General features: G+C 60.0%; 19 protein-coding genes, 2 tRNA genes and 2 rRNA genes. 13 read left to right on the forward strand and 10 right to left on the reverse strand.

All coding sequences use genetic code 11. The features are described from left to right. From SFU85_10215 to SFU85_10235, 5 genes are all read right to left on the reverse strand, one after another. A 23S ribosomal RNA gene (locus SFU85_10215) occupies positions 1-2,596 on the reverse strand; the annotation flags it as partial. A gap of 207 nt (positions 2,597-2,803) precedes the next feature. Next, a tRNA-Ile gene (locus tag SFU85_10220) sits at positions 2,804-2,877 on the reverse strand. A gap of 120 nt (positions 2,878-2,997) precedes the next feature. Then, positions 2,998-3,070: transfer RNA gene (locus SFU85_10225), tRNA-Ala, on the reverse strand. A gap of 199 nt (positions 3,071-3,269) precedes the next feature. Continuing rightward, positions 3,270-4,800 (reverse strand): 16S ribosomal RNA (locus tag SFU85_10230). A 148-nt stretch (positions 4,801-4,948) separates the two neighbouring features. Continuing rightward, entirely contained in the window at positions 4,949-5,326 is a 378-nt protein-coding gene (locus SFU85_10235) for a hypothetical protein (protein MDX6767155.1), read from the reverse strand. 135 nt (positions 5,327-5,461) lie between these two features. Between SFU85_10235 and SFU85_10240 the strand changes: the two genes are divergently transcribed. The 3 genes from SFU85_10240 (at position 5,462) to SFU85_10250 (ending at position 8,132) form a co-directional block, all read left to right on the forward strand. Next, positions 5,462-6,082, forward strand: a complete 621-nt coding sequence (locus SFU85_10240; protein ID MDX6767156.1) for an SIS domain-containing protein — start codon at positions 5,462-5,464, stop codon at positions 6,080-6,082. 272 nt (positions 6,083-6,354) lie between these two features. Then, complete coding sequence (locus SFU85_10245) at positions 6,355-7,227, forward strand: glucosaminidase domain-containing protein (protein ID MDX6767157.1); 873 nt, start codon at positions 6,355-6,357, stop codon at positions 7,225-7,227. Between the two features lie 134 nt (positions 7,228-7,361). Further along, positions 7,362-8,132: a ThuA domain-containing protein gene (locus SFU85_10250; GenBank protein MDX6767158.1), complete on the forward strand. Its 771-nt coding sequence runs from the start codon at positions 7,362-7,364 to the stop codon at positions 8,130-8,132. Positions 8,133-8,223: 91 nt separating this feature from the next. Here the strand turns inward: SFU85_10250 and SFU85_10255 are convergent, their stop codons facing one another. The 3 genes from SFU85_10255 to SFU85_10265 form a co-directional block, all read right to left on the reverse strand. Beyond that, a complete protein-coding gene (locus tag SFU85_10255; GenBank protein MDX6767159.1) occupies positions 8,224-9,225 on the reverse strand; it encodes a dihydroorotate dehydrogenase-like protein in 1,002 nt (333 codons plus the stop codon). After that, positions 9,222-12,839 (reverse strand): pyruvate:ferredoxin (flavodoxin) oxidoreductase, encoded by a 3,618-nt coding sequence (gene nifJ, locus SFU85_10260; GenBank protein ID MDX6767160.1) that lies wholly within the window; start codon positions 12,837-12,839, stop codon positions 9,222-9,224. The genes SFU85_10255 and nifJ overlap by 4 nt, the downstream gene beginning before the upstream one ends. Positions 12,840-12,961: 122 nt before the next feature. Beyond that, a complete protein-coding gene (locus SFU85_10265) occupies positions 12,962-14,197 on the reverse strand; it encodes a hypothetical protein (GenBank protein MDX6767161.1) in 1,236 nt (411 codons plus the stop codon). A gap of 184 nt (positions 14,198-14,381) precedes the next feature. Between SFU85_10265 and SFU85_10270 the strand changes: the two genes are divergently transcribed. The 4 genes from SFU85_10270 to SFU85_10285 all read left to right on the forward strand — a co-directional run bounded on the left by SFU85_10270 (position 14,382) and on the right by SFU85_10285 (position 18,306). After that, the gene (locus SFU85_10270; GenBank protein ID MDX6767162.1) at positions 14,382-15,290 is read left to right on the forward strand and encodes an NTP transferase domain-containing protein; all 909 of its coding nucleotides are present in this window, start codon (positions 14,382-14,384) and stop codon (positions 15,288-15,290) included. 139 nt (positions 15,291-15,429) lie between these two features. Next, positions 15,430-16,248, forward strand: a complete 819-nt coding sequence (locus SFU85_10275) for an HlyD family efflux transporter periplasmic adaptor subunit (GenBank protein ID MDX6767163.1) — start codon at positions 15,430-15,432, stop codon at positions 16,246-16,248. Beyond that, the gene (locus SFU85_10280) at positions 16,245-17,177 is read left to right on the forward strand and encodes an ABC transporter ATP-binding protein (protein ID MDX6767164.1); all 933 of its coding nucleotides are present in this window, start codon (positions 16,245-16,247) and stop codon (positions 17,175-17,177) included. Before SFU85_10275 ends, SFU85_10280 begins: the two co-directional genes overlap by 4 nt. Further along, the gene (locus tag SFU85_10285; protein MDX6767165.1) at positions 17,170-18,306 is read left to right on the forward strand and encodes an ABC transporter permease; all 1,137 of its coding nucleotides are present in this window, start codon (positions 17,170-17,172) and stop codon (positions 18,304-18,306) included. Before SFU85_10280 ends, SFU85_10285 begins: the two co-directional genes overlap by 8 nt. A gap of 122 nt (positions 18,307-18,428) precedes the next feature. On the opposite strand, the gene SFU85_10290 is transcribed toward SFU85_10285, so the two are convergent. Continuing rightward, on the reverse strand, positions 18,429-18,953 hold the full coding sequence (locus SFU85_10290) for an ACT domain-containing protein (protein MDX6767166.1): 525 nt from the start codon (positions 18,951-18,953) through the stop codon (positions 18,429-18,431). A 119-nt stretch (positions 18,954-19,072) separates the two neighbouring features. On the opposite strand from SFU85_10290, the gene SFU85_10295 reads away from it, so the two are divergent. The 6 genes from SFU85_10295 to SFU85_10320 all read left to right on the forward strand — a co-directional run bounded on the left by SFU85_10295 (position 19,073) and on the right by SFU85_10320 (position 23,027). Then, complete coding sequence (locus SFU85_10295; GenBank protein MDX6767167.1) at positions 19,073-19,657, forward strand: RNA polymerase sigma factor; 585 nt, start codon at positions 19,073-19,075, stop codon at positions 19,655-19,657. Continuing rightward, complete coding sequence (locus tag SFU85_10300; protein MDX6767168.1) at positions 19,650-19,994, forward strand: hypothetical protein; 345 nt, start codon at positions 19,650-19,652, stop codon at positions 19,992-19,994. The genes SFU85_10295 and SFU85_10300 overlap by 8 nt, the downstream gene beginning before the upstream one ends. Continuing rightward, positions 19,991-20,413, forward strand: coding sequence for a hypothetical protein (locus SFU85_10305; protein ID MDX6767169.1), 423 nt, complete (start codon positions 19,991-19,993; stop codon positions 20,411-20,413). Before SFU85_10300 ends, SFU85_10305 begins: the two co-directional genes overlap by 4 nt. Positions 20,414-20,458: 45 nt before the next feature. Continuing rightward, positions 20,459-21,214: a hypothetical protein gene (locus SFU85_10310; protein MDX6767170.1), complete on the forward strand. Its 756-nt coding sequence runs from the start codon at positions 20,459-20,461 to the stop codon at positions 21,212-21,214. A gap of 95 nt (positions 21,215-21,309) precedes the next feature. Further along, positions 21,310-22,269 carry an FHA domain-containing protein gene (locus SFU85_10315; GenBank protein ID MDX6767171.1) on the forward strand — a complete coding sequence of 320 codons (960 nt, stop codon included), beginning with the start codon at positions 21,310-21,312 and terminating at the stop codon, positions 22,267-22,269. Then, positions 22,266-23,027, forward strand: coding sequence for a response regulator (locus SFU85_10320; GenBank protein MDX6767172.1), 762 nt, complete (start codon positions 22,266-22,268; stop codon positions 23,025-23,027). Before SFU85_10315 ends, SFU85_10320 begins: the two co-directional genes overlap by 4 nt. Positions 23,028-23,078: 51 nt before the next feature. On the opposite strand, the gene SFU85_10325 is transcribed toward SFU85_10320, so the two are convergent. After that, positions 23,079-23,789: a hypothetical protein gene (locus SFU85_10325; protein ID MDX6767173.1), complete on the reverse strand. Its 711-nt coding sequence runs from the start codon at positions 23,787-23,789 to the stop codon at positions 23,079-23,081. Positions 23,790-23,937: the final 148 nt, after the last annotated feature.

The raw sequence follows: 23,937 nt of genomic DNA on the forward strand, positions 1-23,937 counted from the left end.
CGCCCACAGAGGATAGAGGACCGAACTGTCTCACGACGTTCTGAACCCAGCTCGCGTACCGCTTTAACCGGCGAACAGCCGGACCCTTGGGACCTTCTCCAGCCCCAGGATGCGATGAGCCGACATCGAGGTGCCAAACCGCATCGTCGATATGAACTCTTGGATGCGATCAGCCTGTTATCCCTAGCGTACCTTTTGTCCGATGAGCGACGGCAATTCCACATTCTACCGCCGGATCACTTTGGCCTACTTTCGTATCTGTTCGACTTGTTGGTCTCACAGTTAAGCTCCCTTCTGCCAATACACTCGACACATGATTGCCAACCATGTTGAGGGAACCATCGCGCTCCTCCGTTACTCTTTAGGAGGAGACCGCCCCAGTCAAACTAACCTGCTGCCACTGTCCCCCACCCGGATCACGGGCTGGGGTTAGCGTCGTCATTAAAGAAAGGTGGTGTTTCATTGTCGACTCGGCCACCCCCGAAAGAGTGGCTTCAACGTCTCCCACTTACGCTAAGTATCGTTACCAACGACGCCATAACAGCTTATAGTAAAGGTGCATAGGGTCTTTCCGTCCTTCTGCGGGTAGGCGGCATCTTCACCGCCACTACAACTTCGCTGAGCTTCTCCTGGAGACAGCGGTCAACTCGTTACACGATTCGTGCAGGTCGGAACTTACCCGACAAGGAATTTCGCTACCTTAGGACCGTTATAGTTACGGCCGACATTCACTCGGACTTAGGTTCAAAGCTTCGCCTTGCGGCTAACCTTTCCCCTTAATCTTGGAGCATTGGTCACGTGTCACACCCTATACATCGTCTTACGACTTAGCAGAGTGCTGTGTTTTTGATAAACAGTCGGTTGACCCCTTTCACTGCGGCCCCCCTTGCGGGGGGCGCCCCTTCTTCCGAAGTTACGGGGCTAGATTGCCGAGTTCCTTCAGGAGACTTCACTCACGCGCCTTGGTATACTCTACCCACCCACCTGTGTCGGTTTACGGTACGGGCACCTTAGTATTCACGGAAGATTTTCTCGGTGGTCACTTTATAGAATCCGCTTCGGCCGTAGCCTCCACGTCCCCTTGCGGGACAAGGACAATCGTCGCCTCGCTCCACTCTGTGCCCACGTCCCTTCCGTTTAAATGTCGGTGGTGACGGAATATTGAACCGTCTGTCCATCGTCTACGCCCATCGGCCTCGACTTAGGTCCCGACTAACCCTGGGAGGACGAACCTTCCCCAGGAAACCTTGGGTTTACGGCGGGCCGGAATTCAACCGGCCTTATCGCTACTCATGTCTGCATTCTCACTTCCAAGCGCTCCACGGTTGGTTACCCTCCCGCTTCGCAGCACTCAGAACGCTCCCCTACCACGATGCCCCGGCGAACCGGAACACCATCCGCGGCTTCGGCTGACAGCTTATCGCCAATCATTTTCGGCGCGAAGTTTCTCGATGAGTCAGCTGTTACGCACTGTTTAAATGGTGGCTGCCTCTAAGCCAACATCCTCACTGTCTAAGAAACTTCACATCCTTTCCACTTAGCTGTCATTGGGCGCCTTAGCCGGCGATCTGGGTTGTTTCCCTCTCGACCACACAGCTTATCCCACATGGACTTACTCCCGTGTTTCACCCTGCGGCATTCGGAGTTTGATTGGATTCGGTATCCGGGTGTGGACCCTAGTCCATTCAGTGCTCTACCTCCGCAGGTCAGCACACGAGGCTATACCTAAATATATTTCGGGGAGAACCAGCTATGACGGGGTTTGATTAGTCTTTCGCTCCTACCCACAGCTCATCCGAGCACGTTTCAATGTGCACCAGTTCGGTCCTTCACCACCGGTTAAGGTGGCTTCAACCTGGCCATGGGTAGATCACCTCCGCTTCGGGTCTAGCACCAGCGACTTAACGCCCTTTGAGGACTCGCTTTCGCTTCGCCTTCGGACCATAAGCCCTTAAGCATGCCACTGATACTAACTCGCAGACTCATTATGCAAAAGGCAGGCCATCACCCCTTGCGGGGCTCTGACACATTGTAAGCACAAGGTTGCAGGAACTATTTCACTCCGCTCACAGCGGTGCTTTTCACCTTTCCCTCGCGGTACTTGTTCACTATCGGTCGCCTAGGAGTATTTAGCCTTATGCCGTGGTCGGCATGAATTCACACGAAGTTTCACGTGCATCGTGTTACTCAGGGTACCACTAGGGCTGTTTCGGTTTTCGGTTACGGGTCTCTCACCCTCTATGGAGCGGTTTTCCAGCCGCTTCACCTAACTTCCACAGTCCCATATCGTGGCCCTATAACCCCAGGAGGCAAGCCTCCTGGTTTGGGCTGTTCCGCTTTCGCTCGCCACTACTTACGGAATCGCTTCGCTTTCTATTCCTCCGGTTACTGAGATGTTTCACTTCGCCGGGTGTTGCTCTTCCGTGCCTATGTATTCAGCACGGAGGGATGCGGTATTAACCGCACCGGGTTACCCCATTCGGAAATCTTCGGATCAACACGTATTTGCCGTTCCCCGAAGCTTATCGCAGCTTATCGCGTCCTTCATCGCCTCTAGGCGCCAAGGCATTCACCTTGTGCTCTTTGTAGCTTGATCATGAGTTTATCTGGATCTCATTAATGTTTAATTATTTTGAAGTTGTAGCCCGCGCACATTTAAGTGCACTTGACTACCTACGCATAGTTGTCAAAGAACCTTGGACTTCGCGGCCCGAGGCCGATCCGTCCGTTTTCCGGGTTCACCGAAACAGCGGGCTTCTCGATCGAGAAGGCCGGTGTTTCACGAACCATCATTCCGCATCCGTGGGCCTGACTGGGCTCGAACCAGTGACCCTGCGCTTATCAAGCGCATGCTCTAACCAACTGAGCTACAGGCCCTGGTAAAATTTCTCGCCTTGTGGCCGGGATGTGGCGGCCAGTCGAGCCGAAGCTCAATACCGCAACAGGGAGGCCCGACTTCACCAAGGTTTCGTCGCGGCAGTCCCGCCGAAGCGGGACTGGAGGCAAGGGGATTCGAACCCCTGACATCCAGCTTGCAAAGCTGGCGCTCTACCAACTGAGCTATGCCCCCGGGGGAATCCGGTATCTTGCCGAAAACAGTAAGAACTAAAAAGACTGAGTGGATACGGAATGTCAGACGACCCGGTGTCGTTTCCAACGACCAGGCTTTGGAACCGCGTGTTTTGGACTTTCATCCAAAGGTTAGCGGTCGACCTCGCGAGCTCGATCCATGTCAGACAAGCTGAATGGAGAGCAGGCGTTCTCCTTAGAAAGGAGGTGATCCAGCCGCAGGTTCCCCTACGGCTACCTTGTTACGACTTCATCCCAATCACCAGCCATACCTTAGGCAAGCGCCCCCTTGCGGTTAGCAACTTGACTTCGGGTACAACCGGCTTTCATGATGTGACGGGCAGTGTGTACAAGGCCCGGGAACGTATTCACGGCGCCGTAGCTGATGCGCCATTACTAGCGATTCCAACTTCATGGAGGCGAGTTGCAGCCTCCAATCCGAACTGGGCCCACTTTTCTGGGATTAGCTTCACCTCGCGGCTCTGCGACCCTCTGTAGTGGGCATTGTAGTACGTGTGCAGCCCTGGTCATAAGGGCCATCCTGACTTGACGTCATCCCCACCTTCCTCCCCGTTGAACAGGGCAGTCTGACTAGAGAGCTTTCGCATATAACTAATCATAGGGGTTGCGCTCGTTGCGGGACTTAACCCAACATCTCACGACACGAGCTGACGACAGCCATGCAGCACCTGTGCAATTCGCCCTTGCGGGCCACCGTGTTTCCACGGATGAACAATGCATGTCAAGACCAGGTAAGGTTCTTCGCGTTGCATCGAATTAAGCCACATACTCCACCGCTTGTGCGGGCCCCCGTCAATTTCTTTGAGTTTTAATCTTGCGACCGTACTCCCCAGGCGGCTCATTTAACGCGTTAGCTACGGCACAGACGGGGTCGAATCCGCCTACACCTAATGAGCACCGTTTACTGCCAGGACTACCGGGGTATCTAATCCCGTTTGCTCCCCTGGCCTTCGTGCCTCAGAGTCAAGAATCGTCCAGAGAACTGCCTTCGCCGTTGGTGTTCCTCCTGATATCTACGCATTTCACCGCTACACCAGGAATTCCGTTCTCCCCTCCGATCTTCTAGCTCGGGAGTATCAAGCGCCATTTCACCGTTAAGCGGTGAGATTTCACACCTGACTTTCCAAGCCTCCTACGCACCCTTTACGCCCAGTAAATCCGAACAACGCTTGGGACCTCTGTATTACCGCGGCTGCTGGCACAGAGTTAGCCGTCCCTTCCTCTCCCCATACCATCAAACGCTCCGGATGTTCACCGGATCGTATTTGTCTGGGGTGACAGGAGTTTACGAGCCGAAGCCCTTCATCCTCCACGCGGCGTCGCTCCATCAGGGTTGCCCCCATTGTGAAAAATTCTCGACTGCTGCCACCCGTAGGTGTCTGGGCCGTGTCTCAGTCCCAGTGTGGCTGGTCGTCCTCTCAGACCAGCTACCCGTCAAAGCCTTGGTGAGCCGTTACCTCACCAACTAGCTGATAGGACGCGGGCTCATCTGGAAGTGCGAGGCCTTACGGTCCCCCGCTTTGTTAATATGCGGTATTAATTCGCCTTTCGGCGAGCTATCCCCCTCTTCCAGGCAGATTCCCACGTGTTACGCACCCGTTCGCTACTGAATCTCCCCGATTGTTGCCAACCGGAAAGATCCCGTTCAACTTGCATGTCTTATCCACGCCGCCAGCGTTCGTTCTGAGCCAGAATCAAACTCTCCGTAAAAACTGGTATGGGCCGAAGCCCAAAAGTTTTACTGAGACCAATGACTCTTGGTCGCCAAAATGTATGTGCATCTGGTGTTCCCGACGGGAGTCGGGAACATAAACCGCACGGCGCATTGGCAATTGCCGCGCGGCCCATTCCGCACCACTCAATCTTCTGCTGTCTTACTGTCTTCGCACCGGCCCAAACCCAACTCCAGGCCCGGTGTCAATTCATTCAAAGATCGTTCCGGCTTTCCGCCGTTTTTTGTTTTCCACCGGAATTTCCCCAGCAGGCAGACCCGCTGATGTCTTTCCAGTGACCCTTCGGTTTTACCCGACGGGAGATGAGAACATACCGATTTCAATTTTTCGGTCAACGCTTTTTTGAAGTTTTTTAAACTTTTTCCAAAGCGCCAACCTTCCAATTGCGGCCTATTCCCACGAAACAGGAAGGGAGAAAGTATGGATTTCGCCGCCGCGATCAACCGGAAAATGCGGACGCCACCCAACCCGCCCGGAAGCCCCTCAAGACAAACACGTTGCATCGGAAAGTATTTTCCAGAAGCCCGGCCATTGGCGCAGTCTAACCAGCCGCCCGGCCCGGTCCCACCCGTCCGCCACCACTCCAAGCTTGTCCCCGGAAACCCCGGGGGCATGCTTGCGTCGTCCCCTGCAACCCCATGAATGCCCAAATCCATCTCGCCCATCTCATCGAACGCTGCCCCGCCCTGGCTCCGCTGCGACAGGACGTCGCCGCCGCCCACGACCTCTTGCTCCACTCGGTCCGGCAAGGAGGCCACCTCCTCCTGGCCGGCAACGGAGGCAGCGCCGCTGACTGCGAACACTGGTCGGGCGAGTTGCTGAAGGGCTTCAAAAGCAAGCGCCCCCTCGGTGCCGATCAACAAGCCGCCTTGGGGTCCGACATCGGCCCCAAGCTCCAGGGAGGCATCCCCGCCATCCCCTTGACCGGGTTTCCCGGGTTGGCCACCGCCTTCGGCAACGACGTTGACCCGGTTCTGACCTATGCCCAGTTGGTCTGGGCCCTCGGCCGCCCCGGCGACGTTTTCATCGCCATCAGCACTTCCGGGAATGCCGCCAATGTCGGCTTCGCTGCCCGGACAGCCCGGACGAAAGGCCTCAAGGTCCTGGGCCTGACCGGCGAAACAGGCGGGAAGCTGGCTCCTTTGTGCGACCTCTGCCTGCGGGTCCCCTCAACGGAAACCTTCCGCATTCAGGAATACCACCTGCCGATTTACCATTGCCTATGCCTGATGTTGGAGGATGCCCTCTTCCCAGCATGACCACGGCGACCAAGGTCACGGGATGCAAAAGATCCTTAAGCGACTCCCATGCAATTATTTATGCGAGTAGCGCGAACATTCTCTCCCTAGAAGTGCGGATTCTGGAGAGAAATGGTCTGCCCTACCTATGGTAGTTTCCATCCTTGCGCCCCACCATAAGCTGGGGTAGTCTTTCCCTGTTCCAGCACTCAGTCGTTGCGGGAGTTGACACAACCGCCTTCTTGGACCACTATTGTCCTTTTGTATCCAGACGGATCGAAAACGAAAAAGCTATGAGACGAGCCAAAACAGTCAATCTGATGCCCGCCCTGGCGATGAAGCGGTTCTATAAGGAGCCGAAGAAGCGCTATGGCCTTTGGGGGACCTTGCTCCTTTCGAATACGGTGTGGATCAGCACCGTCCTCTTCTTGGCCTTCAGCCTTTGGACCAGCAGCAAGGTCGGCACCGCCATGACCGAGTTTTACTTCCGCGAACGTGCCGCATGGATTGAGAAGGACGAGAAAAACCGCAAAGAGTTGGAAGAGAGAAACTTGCAGATCGCCCGCATGGTAGCAATGCAGACGTCCCAGTCGCCAGAGGACGTGGTTCAACTGGCCAACAAGCTCTCGAAAGTCTTGAACACGGCCTACGGCTCCCGGCGTGCCTTCTTGGAAGAGGCCCTGCCCCAAGCCATTCGCATGCAGGTCCAGTACGGCATCCCGGCCTCCGCCATCATTTCCCAATCCATCTACGAAAGCGGCTACGGCGGAAGCGATCTGGCCAAGCAACACCACAACTACTTCGGCATCAAGGCCTTCTCCAACTGGAAAGGCGACAAGGCCGCCATGCCCACCCGCGACAGCGGGGTCCGGACCGTCGCCAACTTCCGTAAATTCAAGGACTTGGGCGAAGGCTATCAGGGTTATGCCGATTACCTCCGCGAATCAGGTCGTTACAACAAAGCTTTTTACACCAACAACGGGGTTGATTTTGTCAGCAAGCTGCTCTCTGCCGGTTATTGCCCTGACGGCGATTATCTCGGCAACATCAAGAACATCATGAGCCGCCACTGTCTGCAGGAATTGGACGATATCATCAAAGAAGCCGACCAAGCCCCCTACCAACTCGCCTGGCTGTCCAAGTTGCAGGAAAAGACGCCCAACTGATCGTCCCTGCCTCCAGCTCCCCGCCCCTTCCCTCTTCCCCCTCGCTGACCCTTTCTGCCTGCTTTCTTCTCAGAGAGGGCTATACAGTTTTCAATCCCCTTGCTTCCATCCAGCCGGGGGGTATCAAAGGGGGCATGCCGACTCCCTCCACCCTTCGCGTCACCGTCTGGGGCGAAAACGTCCACGAACAGACCCACCAAGCCGTCCGTAACATCTACCCCACGGGCATGCACACGTGCATCGCCGAGGGCCTGCGCGAATCTCCGGATTTCACCGTCCGCACCGCCACCCTCCAAGAAACCGAACACGGCCTGACCGAGGACATCCTGGCTTCCACCGACGTCCTGACCTGGTGGGGTCATGCCGCCCACGCCAAGGTGGAGGACAAGATTGTCGACCGGGTGCAAAAGCGCGTCCTCGAGGGCATGGGCCTGGTCGTCCTGCACTCCGGCCACCATTCCAAGATCTTCAAACGTCTCTTGGGCACGTCCTGCGACCTCTGCTGGCGCGAAGCCGGCGAGAAAGAGCGTGTCTGGATCACCAACCCCGGCCACCCCATCGTCCAGGGGCTCAACGCCCCCTATTTCGAAATCGAGCACGAGGAAATGTACGGCGAGCCCTTCGGCATCCCCGCACCGGACGAAACGTTGATGATTAGCTGGTTCGAGGGCGGCGAAGTCTTCCGCTCCGGTGCCACTTGGACCCGGGGCAATGGGAAGATCTTCTACTTCCGTCCAGGCCACGAAACCTACCCCACCTATCACCAGGCCGAAGTGAAGTTGATCCTGAAAAACGGCGTCCGCTGGGCCCGCCCCGAAGGTGGCGCCTACCCCACCGGCTGCCCGAACATCCCCTGGGACAAAGCACCTGAAAAACTCACGCCGGTCGGCGAGAGCGTGCATTGATCCAAGACCGACGTCGGACAACAGAGGCCAGAAGTCGGCACCTGATCCGTCGTCTGCCATCCGACTTCCGACGTCCGCCCTCGGCTTTAACTCACTCGACTTTCCACCCTTGGAGTATCTTCATGTAATGGGCGCGCTCGAAGGCCGATGGGTCGGGACAATGCTTCAGACTCAGGCTGCCCCGGATGGTGGAAAGCGATTCGATTTCCTGTTCGACCAACCATTCCTCCAGGTTTTGCAGCAGGATGGGCAGGGCATCGATGCCGTGGCGCAGAAGGTAGGAAACCAACTGCACAGTGTCGGCCCCGGCCATGATGCCCTTGATGATGTCCTCCACCCGGTGAATCCCCCCGCTCAAAGATAGCGCCAGGGGATACCGCCCATGAAGGATGGCCAGCCAACGGAGCCGCAAGAGCAGTGCGGAGGGCGTGGACAACTGGACCCGGGTCACCACTTCCTGGTTGGTGATATCGAAATCCGGTTGGTAGAAGCGATTGAACAACACCACGCCGTCCACCGCACATTCGGACAACCTTCGCACCACATGGGGCAGCGAGCTGTAAAACGGCGACAACTTGACCACAAAAGGGATTTTCAACCGCGCCCGCACGGCCAGGGCCAGATCGATCAACTCCTGCTCAATATCGGCGGCCGACCGCTGGTCGTCGGTCTGCACCCGGTAGACATTCAATTCCAGGGCATCCGCTCCCGCCGCCTGGATATCCACCGCGTAGTCGAGCCATCCCCCCTGGCTGGTGCCGTTGAGGGAGGCGATGACCGGGATGCCCAGTGCCGCCTTGGCCGCCCGCACCTGCTCGAAGTAGGCATCCGGCCGGAGGACATAGTCCTCACTCTCGGGGAAGTAACCCGAAGCCTCGGGTGATGAATGGAAGAAGGGCTCGGTCAGGGCCTGAACCGACCGGGCCTCCATCTCATATTGCTCCTCAAAAAGCGAGTGCAACACCACCGCGCCCGCACCCAGGTCTTCCAGCCGCCGCAGGTTGCCGAGGTGTTCGCCTAAGGGTGATGCCCCGGCAATGAGCGGGTTCTTGAGGTTGAATCCGAGGTAGGGAGTGGCCAGGTAGGGCTTCATGCGCCCCCCTTTTCCCCGGAGCCGGGGCTGCCCGCCTCATGCCCCCCCAACTCCTGGGCCAGGTGGGTGTAGTGGGCGTGCTGCCGGTGGATTTCTTCCTGGGCCCTCCCGATCAACTGGCGGGAACGCTCCGGATGGGCCGCCTGCAGGCTGCGATAACGGACCTCGTTTTCCACGTAACTGGACAACCCCACTTTCGGTGGTCCGGAATCCAGCACCAACGAAGGCTTGCCCTCTTCCTTGCGGCGCGGATCGTAGCGGAACAAAGGCCAGTGGCCGGAGTCCACCGCCAACTTCTGTTGCTGCAGACCCAGCGAGAGGTTGTAGCCATGGGCGATGCAGTGGCTGTAGGCGAGGATGAGCGAAGTACCGGGATAGGATTCGGCTTCGGCAAAAACCTTGACCGTCTGCGAATCCTTGGCCCCGAAGGCCACCCGGGCGACGTAGACATTCCCATACCCCATAGCGAGCAGGCCCAGGTCCTTCTTGCTGGTTTCCTTGCCCCCGGTGGCAAACTTCGCCACGGCCCCGATCGGGGTCGACTTCGACTGTTGTCCGCCGGTGTTGGAGTAAACCTCGGTGTCGAGAACGAGGATATTGACGTTCTGCCCCTGGGACATGACATGGTCCAACCCACCGAATCCAATGTCGTAGGCCCAGCCGTCGCCACCGACAATCCAGACCGAACGCCGCACCAATTCATCCGCCAGCACGGCGAGCGGGCGGGCGATTTCCGGCGGCAGCGAAGGCAGTCGCCGCTTGAGCTCGGCCACCCGGGCACGCTGCGCGGCGATCTCCGCTTCATTGGTCTGGGGCGCCTCCAGGATTTCCGCCACCCAGGACTCACCCAGCAATTTTTTGCCCTGGCGCAACAAAAGACCGGCATGGGCGCGCCGGGCATCGCTGGCCACCCGGATGCCGAGGCCGAACTCGGCGTTGTCCTCGAAGAGGGAATTCGCCCAGGCCGGTCCCCGGCCCTCGCTGTTGCAGGTGTAGGGCGTGGTCGGCAGGTTGCCGCCGTAGATCGACGAGCATCCGGTGGCGTTGGCGATCAGGGCGCGGTCACCGAACATTTGCGTCAGTAATTTGATATAAGGTGTCTCTCCGCAGCCCACGCAGGCTCCGGAGTATTCAAAGAGCGGCTCCATGAACTGCGAGTCCTTGACCAGATCCGGCTTCAGGGTGGTGCGGTCGGGAGAGGGAAGGGCCAGGAAGAAATCGTAGTTTTCCTTCTCGGCCTCGCGCACCGCCGGTTGGCCGACCAGGTTGAGCGCCTTGTGGGCGGCGTTGGACTTGTCCTTGGCCGGGCAGACCTGGATGCAGAGCTTGCAGCCGGTGCAATCCTCGGGCGCCACCTGGATGGTGTAGCGGTGGCCTTTGTTCTCCGGCGAGCGGAACGGCACGGAACGGAAGGTTGTCGGAGCGTTGCCCAGGAGTTTTTCGTCGTAGTGCTTGGCCCGGATGGCGGCGTGGGGACAGACCAGCACGCACTTGTTGCACTGGATGCAAAGCTCCGGGTCCCAGCCTGGTATCTCCAGCGCAAGGTTGCGTTTTTCCCAGCGGCTGGTGCCGACCGGCCAGGTGCCGTCGATGGGGAAGGCACTGACCGGCAAAGAATCACCCCTTCCCGCAAGCAATTCGCCCTGGAGTTCCAAGACCGACTGCGGCGCCCCGGCGGACAGGGGCGGCGGGCGGTGACGGGCGGCCGATGCCGCCTTGGGAACGATGACCTCGCGCAGGTTTTCCAACGTGCGGTCGACCGAGCGGAAATTTTTCTCGACCACTTCCTTGCCCTTGCGCAGGTAGGTTTTCTCGATCGCCGCCTTGATCTCGGAGATCGCTTGGTCCAACGGCATGATGTCGGAGAGGGCAAAAAAGCAGGTTTGCATGATGGTGTTGATGCGTCCGCCCAGACCGCATTCACGGGCGACTTGGTAGGCGTCGATGACATGGAACCGGAGCTTACGGGAGATGATCGATTCCTGAACCTCCAGGCTCAGATGGTCCCAGACGACATCGGCGGCGTGGACGGTGTTCAACAGAAACACCCCGCCGGGCGCTGCGGATTCCAGGACATCGAACTGGTCGAGCAGGTTCCACTGGTGCACCCCGATAAAATGGGCTTTCTGGATGAGGTAGGGCGCGCGGATGGGATGGGCGCCGAAACGGAGGTGCGACACCGTGGCGGCCCCGGATTTTTTCGAGTCGTAGACAAAATAGGCCTGGGCGTGCAGGCCGGCCTTGTCGCCGATGATCTTGATCGTGTTCTTGTTCGCCCCCACGGTGCCATCCGAGCCCAGTCCATAAAAAAGACAGCGGCGGTTCTCCTCATCTTCCACACCGAATGACGGGTCGTAGGCCAGGGAAAGCCGGGTGACGTCATCACAGATCCCGACGGTGAAACGACGCCGGGGTTGGGCGGCCTTGAGTTCGTTCAGCACGGACAAAACCATGGCCGGGGTGAATTCCTTGGAGGCCAGTCCATAGCGCCCCCCGATCACGACCGGTGTCCTGCCCTCGCTCCAGCGCGCCGTATCCGCCTCGGCCAGGGCCGTCACCACATCCTGGAACAACGGTTCACCCACCGAACCCGGTTCCTTGGTCCGGTCGAGCACGGCGATTTTTTTGACCGTGGGCGGCAGGGCGTTGACCAGGGCGGCGACATCGAACGGACGGAACAGCCGGACCTGGATGACTCCTACGCGTTCTTCCTGTGACATCAGGTGGCGCACCACCTCCCGCACGGTTTCACCGCCCGATCCCATGATCACCACCACCCGCTCGGCCAGAGGATGACCCGTGTAATCAAAGAGATGATAGGTCCGGCCGGTCAGGGTGGCGAACCGGTACATCAGCTCCTGGACCAGGGCCGGCGTGCGGTCGTAGAAGGCATTGACCGCCTCCCGTCCCTGGAAATAGGCGTCGGGATTCTGGGCCGTTCCCCGGATGACCGGACGGTCCGGACTGAGGCCGCGGCGGCTTTGGGCCAGCATGGATTCCTCGTCCAGCATGGCGCGCAGAGTCTTGTCATCCAGCCGTTCCACCCCATTGGTTTCGTGCGAGGTACGGAATCCGTCGAAAAAATGAAGGAAGGGGATGCGGGTTTGCAGGGTGGCGGCGTGCGCGATGCAGGCCATATCCTGGGCCTCCTGGACCCCGGCCGAGGCCAGCATGGCAAAACCGGTCTGGCGCACGGCCATGACGTCGGAGTGGTCGCCAAAAATGGACAGTCCATGCGTGGCCAGACTGCGCGCAGCAACGTGCAGACAGAACGGCATCAACTGCCCGGCGATTTTATACATGATGGGGATCATCAAAAGGAGCCCCTGGGAAGCCGTGAAGGTGGTGGCCAGGCTGCCGGCCTGGAGCATCCCATGCACCGCCCCGGCCACGCCGGCTTCCGATTGCATCTGAACCACGCGGGGAACCGATCCCCAAAGATTTTCCTTCCGCCGCGAGGCCCACTCATCAGCCAGTTCCCCCATGGAGGTCGACGGGGTGATTGGATAAATCGCGATCACCTCGCTCAACTTGTAGGCAATCCGCGCCACTGCCTCGTTCCCCTCCATCGTGACCGTGTTGCGGGGCTTGGTGGGAGCAGGGGTAGTGGCCATCTGTTGCTTCATGACAAAAAGTAGGCTATCTTATTTATGATATTAAATCAAATTAGATGTTTTCATTAATAAGCAGCACCTCCTAATGAGAAAGGGCGAAGCCCGGAAAACGGGGACGGAAATCAGGGGATGAGGGACACGGCGGGCGTGAGGCGCGCGCAAAGTTCGCTCAGCCGGGGCAGGGACGATTCCTTGAGCAAGACGACCACGGTGCCCCCGCACCCTCCGGCACTGACGCGGGCCCCGTAAATGCCTTCACTCAGTGGCCGGTTGCGCAGGTAATCCACCATCAAGTCGGTTTCCGCGCAGCCCAGACCCATCGCCCCATAAGCGGTATGGGAGGCGAAGAAATGTCCTCCTATTTCCCATAGGAGCGATTCGTCCTGCTCCAAATGGAAGCGCTGCAGACTGGCCACCGTGCGGGCGGCCCGGTCATTCTCCTCAATGGCAAACTGGGTGGCGGCCCGCACGGGATAGACCGTCTGTGGATCGATGACGGAAAGCGGATCATCCACGCCACCCCAGGCATCCAAGAAATCCTCGCCGCGCATGGCCACGGCCAGGTGTTCCTGGTTTTGGTGGTACTCCATCGGCGTGAAATCGCTGGTCTGGGCCACTTTGCGTCCGGTCGCGCGTTCGAGCATCTTGCGGCCCATGAAGGACGCTGTTCGCACCCGGGCATGCGGATTGGCAAACACGGCATGCCTCACCCCGCTCGGCCACCCAACCAAACAGATTCCCGGGGGAACGGCTACCGGACGCTGGACTTGATCCGGACGGCAAAGGATGGGGAGCAGATAGCCGGATTGCACGTGCGCACAGGCCAGGGAATCGACCAAGCGGCAGGGCGCCCCGACAAAATCACCCTCGGCCTTATGGGCGAGCGCGGCGGATTCCGTTTCTGGCAAGGCCAACCCCGCCAGCTCCGCCAAGGCCCGCAGGGTCGCCACCGTCAAGGCCGAGCTGCTGCTGACGCCGCAAGAAACAGGCAAACCGGAGTGCACCTCAATATCGATTCCCCGGGTGGGCACCCAGCCCTTTTCAAGGGCCAAAGTCCACAAACAACCCACAAGGTAAAACGTCCAAGGTGCCAGCCTTCGCTCCTGCAACACACCGCGTAGCGCCGCTCCTCCCCCTGAGGTCCGCAACAGACCCGTCCACCATTCCAATGGAATCACCGCCTCATCCATGCCCTCCGATCGGAAACGCAATTCCGGCTGGTCTATGAGTCTCGCCCGAACCACGGTTTCCCCACGGGTCGGCATCTGCAGGACCAACGCCCCACTGTATTCGGCCACACCCCCCAGCACATCCAGCCGCCCGTGCGAGCGACCTTCAAAAACCTGACTTTCGTTCATGGACGTCCTTCCTTCGCGAACGGGACCCAAATCAGTTCCCCCAAGGGTCGGCTCATGCCCTTGGATGCTGGCAAAGCACCTTCCTGTTGTCGTGGAAAAAACACACCAGGGGCCTGGATCCCGGAACCGGCCGCCTGCAGGTGTTCTGACTTGAATCACCCGCCCGATCGCCGATTGTCACCCCATGGAATTCACCCTTCTCGTCCTGGCCGCAGGCATGGGCTCGCGCTACGGCGGGCTAAAACAAATCGACCCCGTCGGCCCCTCCGGCGAAACCCTCCTCGACTACAACATCTTCGACGCCCGCCGCGCCGGTTTCAGCCGCGTCGTCTTCGTCATCCGCCACTCCATCGAGGCCGATTTCAAAGCCCTCATCGGCCCACGCTACGAGGGCAAAATAATCGTCGACTACGCCTTCCAGGAACTCGACCTCCTCCCCGCCGGTTACAAGGTTCCCGCAGGCCGCGAAAAACCCTGGGGCACCTCCCACGCCGTGCTCGCCGCCAAAGACACCATCCGCAGCCCCTTCGCCATCGTCAACGCCGACGATTGCTATGGGCGAGATGCCCTCGCCCAGGCCGCGGCACACCTCGGCAAGTTGGCAACCCAGGGCGCTGTCCCGGAATACGGCCTGGTCGGCTATCCCATGCGCAACACCCTTTCCGAGAACGGCACCGTCTCGCGCGGCGTCTGCCAAGCGGACCCGGCAGGCTTCCTCACCAGCGTGGTCGAGGAAACCAAGATCGAGAAAGACGGAAACGGCGGAAAAGTAGCCCGGCCCGACGGCTCCACCGCCAAGTTCACCGGCGACGAACCTGTCTCGATGAACCTCTGGACCTTCACCCCGGACGTTTTTCCGAAAATCGAAAACGGCTTCAAATCCTTCCTCGACCGGAGCGTCGGCGAATTGAAGGCCGAATACTACATCCCCACCCTGGCCGACGAACTCATCCAGTCCGATCAGGCGAAATTCCGCGTCCTCACCACATCGAGCACTTGGCTGGGTGTGACCTACCGCGAAGACAAACCCCTCGTGCAAGCCGGCATCCGGAAGCTGATCGACGCCGGCGTCTACCCCGAACGTTTGGATTGATCACGATTCTGATGCAGGAGCGGTGCCCTGCTCCTGCCGGGTTTCCTGATTCCTAGGCAGAATCCTCCGTCTGATTCTGCTGTTGGCTTCTGTCTTCCTTGCTTCATCCTCTTCCCTCTCCCTTCCACATGATCGCGCCATGACTCTTCCCGACACCGAAACCCCGGCCAGCAGCAGCAAGCGCAGAAAAATCCTCGGTGCCGCCATCTTTGTCGGACTTCTGGTCATTGCCTTTTCCCTTTGGAGGCACTTGGCCCCCGTCAACTCCGTCTACCAGGGTTACGTCGAGGCCGATTACCTCTATGTGGCCTCCCCGGTAGCCGGACGGCTGCTGGATTTGTCCGTGCACCGCGGCGACAAGACCAAGTCCGGCCAAACTTTGTTCCGCTTGGAACCCAATCCCGAGGCCGAACAGGCCGCCGAAACCAGGGCCCGCCTCGTCCTGGCCGAACAAAACTGGGAACGTGCCCAACAAATGATGCCCTCCGGTTCGATTTCGCGCCAGCAATACGACCAGAACGAAAGCGAATGGAAGGCCGCCCGGGAAGCCCACTCACAAATCCAATGGCGCCTCGACCAGAAAACCCAGCTCGCCCCCGGCGCCGCCTATGTCCAGGACACGACCTACGTTCCCGGCGAATGGGTCCCGGAGGGCCGGCCCGTGGTTGTGCTCCTTCCCCCCGAGCGCATCAAGATCCGTTTCTACGTCAATGCCGCCACGCTCAACACCCTCCGCCCGGGCGACCTCCTGACGGTCAAACCCTATGGCGGGGACACTTCGTTCCCGGCCACGGTCAATTACCTCTCCACCAAGGCCGAATACACCCCGCCCGTCATTTACAGCAACGACACCCGCGACAAACTCACCTTCCTCGTTGAAGCGGCACCCGACCCCGAAATCCGGGAACGACTCCACCCGGGACAACCAGTGGAAATCCGCCGCGCCCAAAGCCCATGACCGGAACCGATCTCGTCATCGATGTCCGGAACGTGACGAAGCGGTTTGACGGGAAAACCGTGGTCGACGGCCTGGCCATGCAAGTCAGGAAGGGGGAGATCTACGGATTCCTCGGCCCGAACGGAAGCGGCAAAACCACCTTCATCCGCATGATCTGCGGCCTGCTGCGCGCGGATGAGGGCGAAGGCACCTGTCTCGGCTACGACTTCCGCACCCAATCCGACGAAATCAAACGCCAGGTCGGCTACATGACGCAGAAGTTCAGCCTCTACGAGGATCTGAGCCTGGAGGAAAACCTGGATTTCATCGCCAACATCTACGGCATGAAAAACCATAAGCCCGCCGTGGCGGAGTGCCTGGAAAACCTTGGTCTCTCCGATCGCAAGCGCCAACTGGCCGGCCAACTCTCCGGAGGCTGGAAACAACGGCTGGCCCTGGCCGCCTGCCTCCTCCACCGGCCCCGCCTCCTCCTGCTCGACGAGCCCACCGCCGGGGTCGATCCCAAGGCCCGGCGGGAATTCTGGTTGGAAATCCACCGCCTGGCCCACGAAGGCATGACCATCCTCGTCACCACCCACTACATGGATGAGGCCGAACAATGCGACCGCCTGGCCTACATCGCCTACGGCCACCTGCTGGCCAACGGCATGGTGAAGGAAGTCATCGCCTCCGCCGGACTCACCACCTACCGCGTGACCGGCCCCCGCGTCGAGGCCGGGGTGGACACCCTCCGGGCGGCCCCGGGTGTCGGACAGGTCGTGCCCTTTGGACGGTCGCTGCATGTCAGCGGCCGCGATGCCGCAGCCCTGCAGAATACCGCACGCCAACTCAGCAGCCCGGACCGGCAATGGGACCGGGTCGAACCCGGCCTGGAGGATGTCTTCATCGCCTTGATGGACACCAGCAAGGACAATTTCCGCGATGATTGACTCCCCCTCCTGGAACCGTTTCTGCGCCATCCTCCGCAAGGAATTCATCCAAATGCGGCGGGACCGGGTGACCTTCGCCATGATGATCGGCATCCCCCTGATGCAGTTGGTGCTTTTCGGCTTCGCCATCAATTCCGATCCCAAACACCTGCCCACCGTCATGGTTTCCGGCGACCAGGGTCCACTGGTCCGGGATCTGGTCGAAGGCATGAGAAATTCGAAGTACTTCCGCTTTCTGGAACGGCCGGTGACCGAAGAAGAAGCGGACCGGATGCTCCGCCTGGGGGAAGTCCAGTTCGTCTTGCACGTGCCGGGGAATTTCTCCCGTGACTTGGTCAAAGGATTGCGTCCCACCCTCCTGCTCGAAGCCGACGCCACCGACCCCTCGGCCACGGGAAACGCCGTGGGCGCTTTGCGGAATCTGGCCACCACCGTCTGGCAGCGCAGCCTCTCCGGCAGTCTGTCCTACCTTTCCCCCGGCGATCTACCGGTCGACCTGCGCATCCAGCCGCACTACAACCCCGAAGGTCTCACGCAATACAACATCGTTCCCGGCCTCATGGGTGTCGTCCTGACCCTGACCATGGTCATCATCACCGCACTGGCCATCACCCGGGAACGCGAGCGCGGCACCATGGAAACCCTGCTCGCCACCCCGGCCAAACCGGTGGAAGTCATGGTGGGCAAGATCACCCCTTACATCTTGGTCGGATACATCCAGGTCGGATTGATCCTGACCGTGGCCCTGGTGATTTTCCATGTGCCTTTCAAAGGAAGCCTGCTCCTTCTGGCAGTGTCGGCCCTCTTTTTCATCGCCGCCAACCTATCCATGGGAATCCTCTTTTCCACCATCGCCCGCAACCAGCTCCAGGCCATGCAGATGGCGGTCTTTTTCTTCCTGCCCTCCCTGTTGTTGTCAGGTTTCATGTTTCCGTTCCGGGGCATGCCCGAGTGGGCCCAGTGGGTCGGAAGCGCCCTGCCCCTGACCCATTTCCTGCGCATCGTGCGCGGCATCATGCTCAAGGGGAACGGACTTTACGAAACCGCCGCCCACCTCTGGCCCATCCTCCTCTTCACCACGGTCGTCATCACGGCCGGGTCGAGATTCTACCGCAAGACGCTGGATTGAGGATGGGGGGCTTCCCATCCGAAATCACACGCGTTCTCACACCCATCCTCGTTCCCGCTCTCTCCCTGTTTCAAAAAAGAAAAAGTGCACGAGATCGAGGCTGAGAACGATTTGCCAGCAGATCAGGGCTTCAATCCCAACGTGAAATCGACCATCAACTCGGCGGCGATTTTTTCCAGATCCGCCCGCAGCTTGGGAAGCTCACAAGACTCCGGGATCTCGATGCGCAGCCTGGCCTCGAACAACGGCTCCCCGCTCCACGGCGCGCTGGTCCGCTCGGTGTGCAGTTCCTCGACGTTGACCCCATGAACGGCCAGGATGTGGCTGATCTGCTGGACGATGCCGGGCCGGTCGTTGCCCACCAGGTCCAGCACCATGGTGCGACGCGGTCCCGCGGCACCGGCCGCCTCATCACGCGCCACCGTCACTTGCAAACCACGCATCGACAACGACTGAATCTGCTGGCGCAGGGCATGCTCCCGTTCGCCGGGGACCTCGACCCGGACGATGCCGGCAAAATGTCCCCCCAAGTGGCACATCCGGCTGTCCAACCAGTTGCCCCCGTGTTCGGCCACCGCCGACGCCACCACGTCCACCAAACCCGGCCGGTCCGGCCCCAAAACGGTCATGATCAAAGGAATCGCCATCTCCCCAACCTGCCACCCCGCGCCCCAAGGCCAAGCAAAAGCGATACACTTGATCGTTGTAACCGGGACACGTCCGTTCGCGTCTTGAGTTTCGTGCATGACCACTCAGAATCCACCCCATGGATGACCCCTCCCCGGACCTCCGGCCATGGGTCGACGCCTTCTGCAACGGCGACGAGAACGCCGCCCGTTTTCTGGTGGATGCGCTCTATCCGGATGTCCTCCGCATCATCCGCCGCCGCCTCCCACGACAGGAGAGCGAGGAAGACCTGGCGCAGGAAATCTTCATGAAGGTTTTTCATAAAATCGACCAATACCGCGGGGATCAGCCCTTCCAACACTGGGTCGCCCGCCTCAGCCTCACCACCTGCCTGGACCGGCTGCGCCATCACCAGCGCCGTCCCCTCCTGCGTTGGGGCGATCTCGACGCCGATCAACAACAGGCCTTTGAAGAAACCCGCATGGGCGATCACGCTCCCGATGCCGCCGGACAGGCCTCTGCCCGCGATCTGGTCGACCACCTCCTCGGCCAACTCAATCCGAACGAACAATTGGTGCTGCGTATGCTGGACCTGGAACAACTCACGGTCGAAACCATCTCCCAACAAACAGGCTGGGGGGCCTCCAAGGTCAAAGTCACCGCTTTCCGCGCCCGGGCCAAGCTGCGCAAACTCTTTCAACTGCTGGAAAAATCCCATGAGTGATCCTGATCCATCCCGCCCCTCCAACCACCCTGCCGATGCCCACTGGGACAACCTGCACCGCCGTGCCTGCGGTTCCGGGGAAGTCCCCCTCCAACCTCCTCCAGGCTTCAGCACGCGCGTGGCCGCACTGGCCACCGCTGAACGCCGCCGCAGGCAAGCCGATCCTGATTCCATCACCTGGGCATTGCGCTGGCTTCTGTCCGCTTCCGCCATTCCCGCGCTGGCCGCCCTGCTTCTCTACAACTACACACTGGATCTACCCTTCCCCTCGGGCGACGTCTTCTCCGGGAAATGGCCCATCCAAGAATCCGACCCCCTCGCACTCCTCGATTTATGAACCCCATCCTACGCACCCGTCTCCTCACCGTTGCCGGCGCCGCCGCCATTTTCCTCTTCGGCGGAATCACCGGCAGCCTGGCCACCCTGGCCGTCGCCAAAAAGAAAATCGCCGAGCGCGCCCGTGCCACCCCGGCCGAGATGGCCGCCCGCTGGATGGAGAAAATGGACCAACAATTGGTCCTGACCCCGGAACAGGAATCCGCCTTCCGCCCGGTCATCGAAGAAAGCCTCCGCGACCTTCAATCCCTGCGACGTCGTTCCTTCCTGGCCACCCGCCAGATCCTTGAGGGCACCGAATCCCGTCTCCTGCCCCTACTTGACCCCGACCAACAGCAAAAGTATGAAAAGTTCAGAAACGAACGAAGGGAAAAAATCCGTGCCCTGCTTGGCGCGAAGGACCCCGACCCAGAACCCTGATTTTTCCTGTAACCCACCACCGGTCCCCGCCGTCTCCATTCTTGCATGAACAAAATCCTCCTCCTCGGACTTGTCTCCATCCTCACTCTGGCGGCCTCGCTTGCCGAAGCCGCCCCCCGCAACCGCACGCGTTCGGGTTCCTTCAACAACGATCGCGGCCAGAACGCCACTTGGCAGCGTCAGACGGAAGCCGACCGCGGCAGCCGTTCCCAGAACACCCAGTGGCAGAACGCCAATGGCAACGGAGCCCGGGACAAAAACAGCACCTGGAACCGCGAAAACGGCACCGCCCAGCAAAACATCAACACCACCTTGGGCGACGGCCGCACGTCCTCCCTCCAACGCAACGGCCAAAAGACCGGCAACAACAGCTGGCAGGTCGACAGCAACCGCACCGGTTTCAACGGCGGCACCCAGACCGGCACCCAGACGGTCAAGCGCACCGGCGACGGAACCCTCGAAAAACAAGGCACCTATTCCACCGCCTCAGGCAAATCCCTCAACACCGACTCCACCACCACCCGCACGGCGGATGGCCGTTCCACCTCGGGAACCTACACCACCGGTGATGGAAAATCCGGCCGTTACGAGTCCTCGGTACAACGCGGTGACGGCCAGCTCACCCGCGACCAATCCCTGACCAATCAGGATGGAAAAACCGTCTCGAAGAGCGTGAGTGTCCAGCCGACTGAAAATGGGGCCAGCCGCACCGTCACCACCACAGGACCCAGCGGGGAAACACATACTCGTTCCCAAGAGGCCACGGTCGACGGCAAAGGCGAATTCGACCCCGCCGAATAAGCCCTGCTTCCGCTCCAGCGGGAATCCCTTGCGGGATTCCCGTTTTTTTTTGCCCGGCCCCGGCCGGATATCCGTGTTTGATTTCAAGGGGGCAAATGCTAAAAATTCTGCATCCCACCCGCGCCATGGCCACCCCTTCCCTCCAGACTCATGACGAACAGCCTCCGGGATTCCTCATCCGCCAGATCGTGGTGGAAGGAAGCGAGGGAGCACTGGAAATCCTCCAAGGAGCGAAACGCGCCCTCGTCTTCTTCCGCAACCACCACGTCATCCACGCCGAAAGCATGGGCCGCAAGGGTGCGGCCGCCCTCTATGAAATCCTGGGCTGGGAACAGACCACCTCCAAATGGTATCCCGGCCTCCGCCCCTCGGTGCCGACCTTCGACCTCACCTTGGAGGATTTCGAAAATCCGGAACCGGCGGAAACCTCCGCATTCGTCCCCGAGCCCCGGGATGTTTCTGAAGTTTCATCCCAGCCTCCTCGTACCGCTCCGGCCGTATTGCCCGAACTGTACCACCAGGATCTGGAAAGCGGGCTGCTCGACCAGCACATCATCAGCCTCGATTGGGCCGACGCCCCCGGTGGCCCCCAAACGTTCCGCTTCGAGGGCAATGTCCAATCCGGCTGTCTCATCGGCAGCGGCCAGGACTGCCAATTCATCCTACCCCACCCCAGCATCGAGCCGCTCCACTGCAGCCTCATGATCCACTCCGATTACGTGGAAATCTGGGATCTCGGTTCCGGCGACAAAACCCGGGTCAACGGGGTCGTCACCGAACAGGCCATCCTGACCTCAGGCGACCGGCTCACGGTGGGTGAGGTCGAACTCCTCTTCACCCTCCGCATCCGGAGACGGTTCACCGCCCCGTCCCCCAACACACCACTCGAGGAAACCATCCCGGCACCCGCCAAACCCTCCGGTGGAACCATCCCGCGCACCGCCATCACCTACGCCTCCATCGCCGCCGCCGCCCCGCCCAAACCCGGTGTGGTCAAAGCCATCCGCCGCATGTTTTTCCGCACCACCGGACGCGTCCAATACTCCAAAAAATGAACATCTGCATCATCGAAGACGATCCCGCCACCCGCATGCTCCTCCGCGCTCTGGTCAACAGCGGCCAGAGCGTCAAACACCAGGTGCTGGAATGCATGAGCGGCGAGGACGCCCTGGCCAAAATCGCCGCACAGGAGGGCAACCCTTACGATGTGTACCTCGTCGATCTGGACCTGCCGGGCATGAGCGGACTCGAGCTGATCGGCCACCTCCGGGCCAGCTACGGCACCGGATCGGAGTATTATCCTTACATCATGATGGTCACCGCCCACGAACCGGGCCAGGCCCTCGCCCCCGCACTGGATTCTGGCGCCAACGATTACCTGACCAAACCGGTCAATGCCAAGGTCCTGCAAACCCGCCTCAAGGTGGCCCAGCGCATGGTCGACCAGGCCAACATCAACGCCCAATCCGACTACGCCAAGGCCCTCCTGGCCTATACCGCCGCCCAGATGAACTGTCCTCTGGCCGTCTTGGAACTCAATGACGCCGCCGTTCCGCTCAAAATCACCCTGGCCAATGCCGCCCTCCTGGTCGCCTGCCCGGAATGCGAGCAATTGTCCCTGGCCGGAGTGATGGACTGGAACGACGCTTTCGCCTCCGAAGTCTTCGAAACCCTCCGGACCGGACGCCCGTTTCACGGACTGCTCCAGTGCGCCCATCCCCGTTTTGCCGGTGCAGCCCACATGGTCCGGGCCTATCCTTCCGGTCATGCACCGTGCGAACACGCCCTCGTGATCATCGAGCCCTCGGATTGACCAATCTCCTTTTGCTTTTCCTTTTTACCTTTTCTCTTCCTCCTCCGCACCTTACCCGACATCGGCCCCATCGATCTGGCGGCGGGCGATGAACACCATCAGGATGCCCCACGCGCAATTGGCCACCAAGAAGGCCAGGAACTGCAATCCCACCGGCAGCACGTAAAGCCCGAAGAGCAGGGGCGTCCAAAAAACCAGCCCGGTGGCCCACATCGGAAGCACGCGCCCGATGAATTGGCGCGACCACGCCGCCCGCATCGTCGCCAGGGGATCAAACCTGTGCTCACGCCACATGAACCACAGAATCGAAAGCGGTCCGGTCAGGAACAGGGAATAGACAAACTGGTCCACAAACCATTTCAACAGCAACACACCCAACCCGGTCGTCGGTCCGAACCACCGACCCTGCAAATCGTAAAACACATCCACCATCATCCCGAGGATGGCAAAAAGGGTCATCTGGTGGAGCAATTCCAACGGCCCGGGATGCGGGAGCCCGGCCGGCCGCATCTTCCACTTGAGCAATTCAGGCACCACGCCGCCCGAAACCACCGTGGCCAGGGCCGCGAACCAAAGACCGCCCGCCCGCTTCCATGCCACCAGGGCCTCACAGGCACCCGCCAGCCCCGGAAGAAAATAATAGGCCAGCAACAACAGCAGCCCCACCGACTGGATTCCCAAAAAAACCGGCCGGTACGCCCGGAAAGCCTTCCACCCGGGCTCCAACAACCCCGCCACAAAGCCCAATGCCCGCTTGATCACGGCTTGACGCTAGAGCAATTCCGGATTAGATAGGCACAATAGACTGTACAATCCCTGTCCGATGCCGTACCAAACTGGGGATGAACCCATTGAGTGCAGATTTAAGGAAGCGGATCATTGCAGCGCGTAAAAAAGGCCACCGTATCGT

It is taken from the genome of Candidatus Methylacidiphilales bacterium (genome assembly GCA_033875315.1).
Taxonomy (GTDB): Bacteria; Verrucomicrobiota; Verrucomicrobiia; order Methylacidiphilales; family CAZTYG01; genus JANRJG01.

Bases quoted from the DNA above. Each gene is read 5' to 3' on its own strand.
- SFU85_10320 (MDX6767172.1), top strand. From the start codon at position 22,266: ATGAACATCTGCATCATCGAAGACGATCCCGCCACCCGCATGCTCCTC.
- SFU85_10275 (MDX6767163.1), top strand. From the start codon at position 15,430: ATGACTCTTCCCGACACCGAAACCCCGGCCAGCAGCAGCAAGCGCAGA.
- SFU85_10310 (MDX6767170.1), top strand. From the start codon at position 20,459: ATGAACAAAATCCTCCTCCTCGGACTTGTCTCCATCCTCACTCTGGCG.
- nifJ (MDX6767160.1), bottom strand. From the start codon at position 12,839: ATGGCCACTACCCCTGCTCCCACCAAGCCCCGCAACACGGTCACGATG.
- SFU85_10280 (MDX6767164.1), top strand. From the start codon at position 16,245: ATGACCGGAACCGATCTCGTCATCGATGTCCGGAACGTGACGAAGCGG.
- SFU85_10285 (MDX6767165.1), top strand. From the start codon at position 17,170: ATGATTGACTCCCCCTCCTGGAACCGTTTCTGCGCCATCCTCCGCAAG.
- SFU85_10250 (MDX6767158.1), top strand. From the start codon at position 7,362: ATGCCGACTCCCTCCACCCTTCGCGTCACCGTCTGGGGCGAAAACGTC.
- SFU85_10265 (MDX6767161.1), bottom strand. From the start codon at position 14,197: ATGAACGAAAGTCAGGTTTTTGAAGGTCGCTCGCACGGGCGGCTGGAT.
- SFU85_10270 (MDX6767162.1), top strand. From the start codon at position 14,382: ATGGAATTCACCCTTCTCGTCCTGGCCGCAGGCATGGGCTCGCGCTAC.
- SFU85_10290 (MDX6767166.1), bottom strand. From the start codon at position 18,953: ATGGCGATTCCTTTGATCATGACCGTTTTGGGGCCGGACCGGCCGGGT.
- SFU85_10245 (MDX6767157.1), top strand. From the start codon at position 6,355: ATGAGACGAGCCAAAACAGTCAATCTGATGCCCGCCCTGGCGATGAAG.
- SFU85_10255 (MDX6767159.1), bottom strand. From the start codon at position 9,225: ATGAAGCCCTACCTGGCCACTCCCTACCTCGGATTCAACCTCAAGAAC.
- SFU85_10315 (MDX6767171.1), top strand. From the start codon at position 21,310: ATGCTAAAAATTCTGCATCCCACCCGCGCCATGGCCACCCCTTCCCTC.
- SFU85_10305 (MDX6767169.1), top strand. From the start codon at position 19,991: ATGAACCCCATCCTACGCACCCGTCTCCTCACCGTTGCCGGCGCCGCC.
- SFU85_10240 (MDX6767156.1), top strand. From the start codon at position 5,462: ATGAATGCCCAAATCCATCTCGCCCATCTCATCGAACGCTGCCCCGCC.
- SFU85_10235 (MDX6767155.1), bottom strand. From the start codon at position 5,326: ATGCAACGTGTTTGTCTTGAGGGGCTTCCGGGCGGGTTGGGTGGCGTC.
- SFU85_10300 (MDX6767168.1), top strand. From the start codon at position 19,650: ATGAGTGATCCTGATCCATCCCGCCCCTCCAACCACCCTGCCGATGCC.
- SFU85_10295 (MDX6767167.1), top strand. From the start codon at position 19,073: ATGGATGACCCCTCCCCGGACCTCCGGCCATGGGTCGACGCCTTCTGC.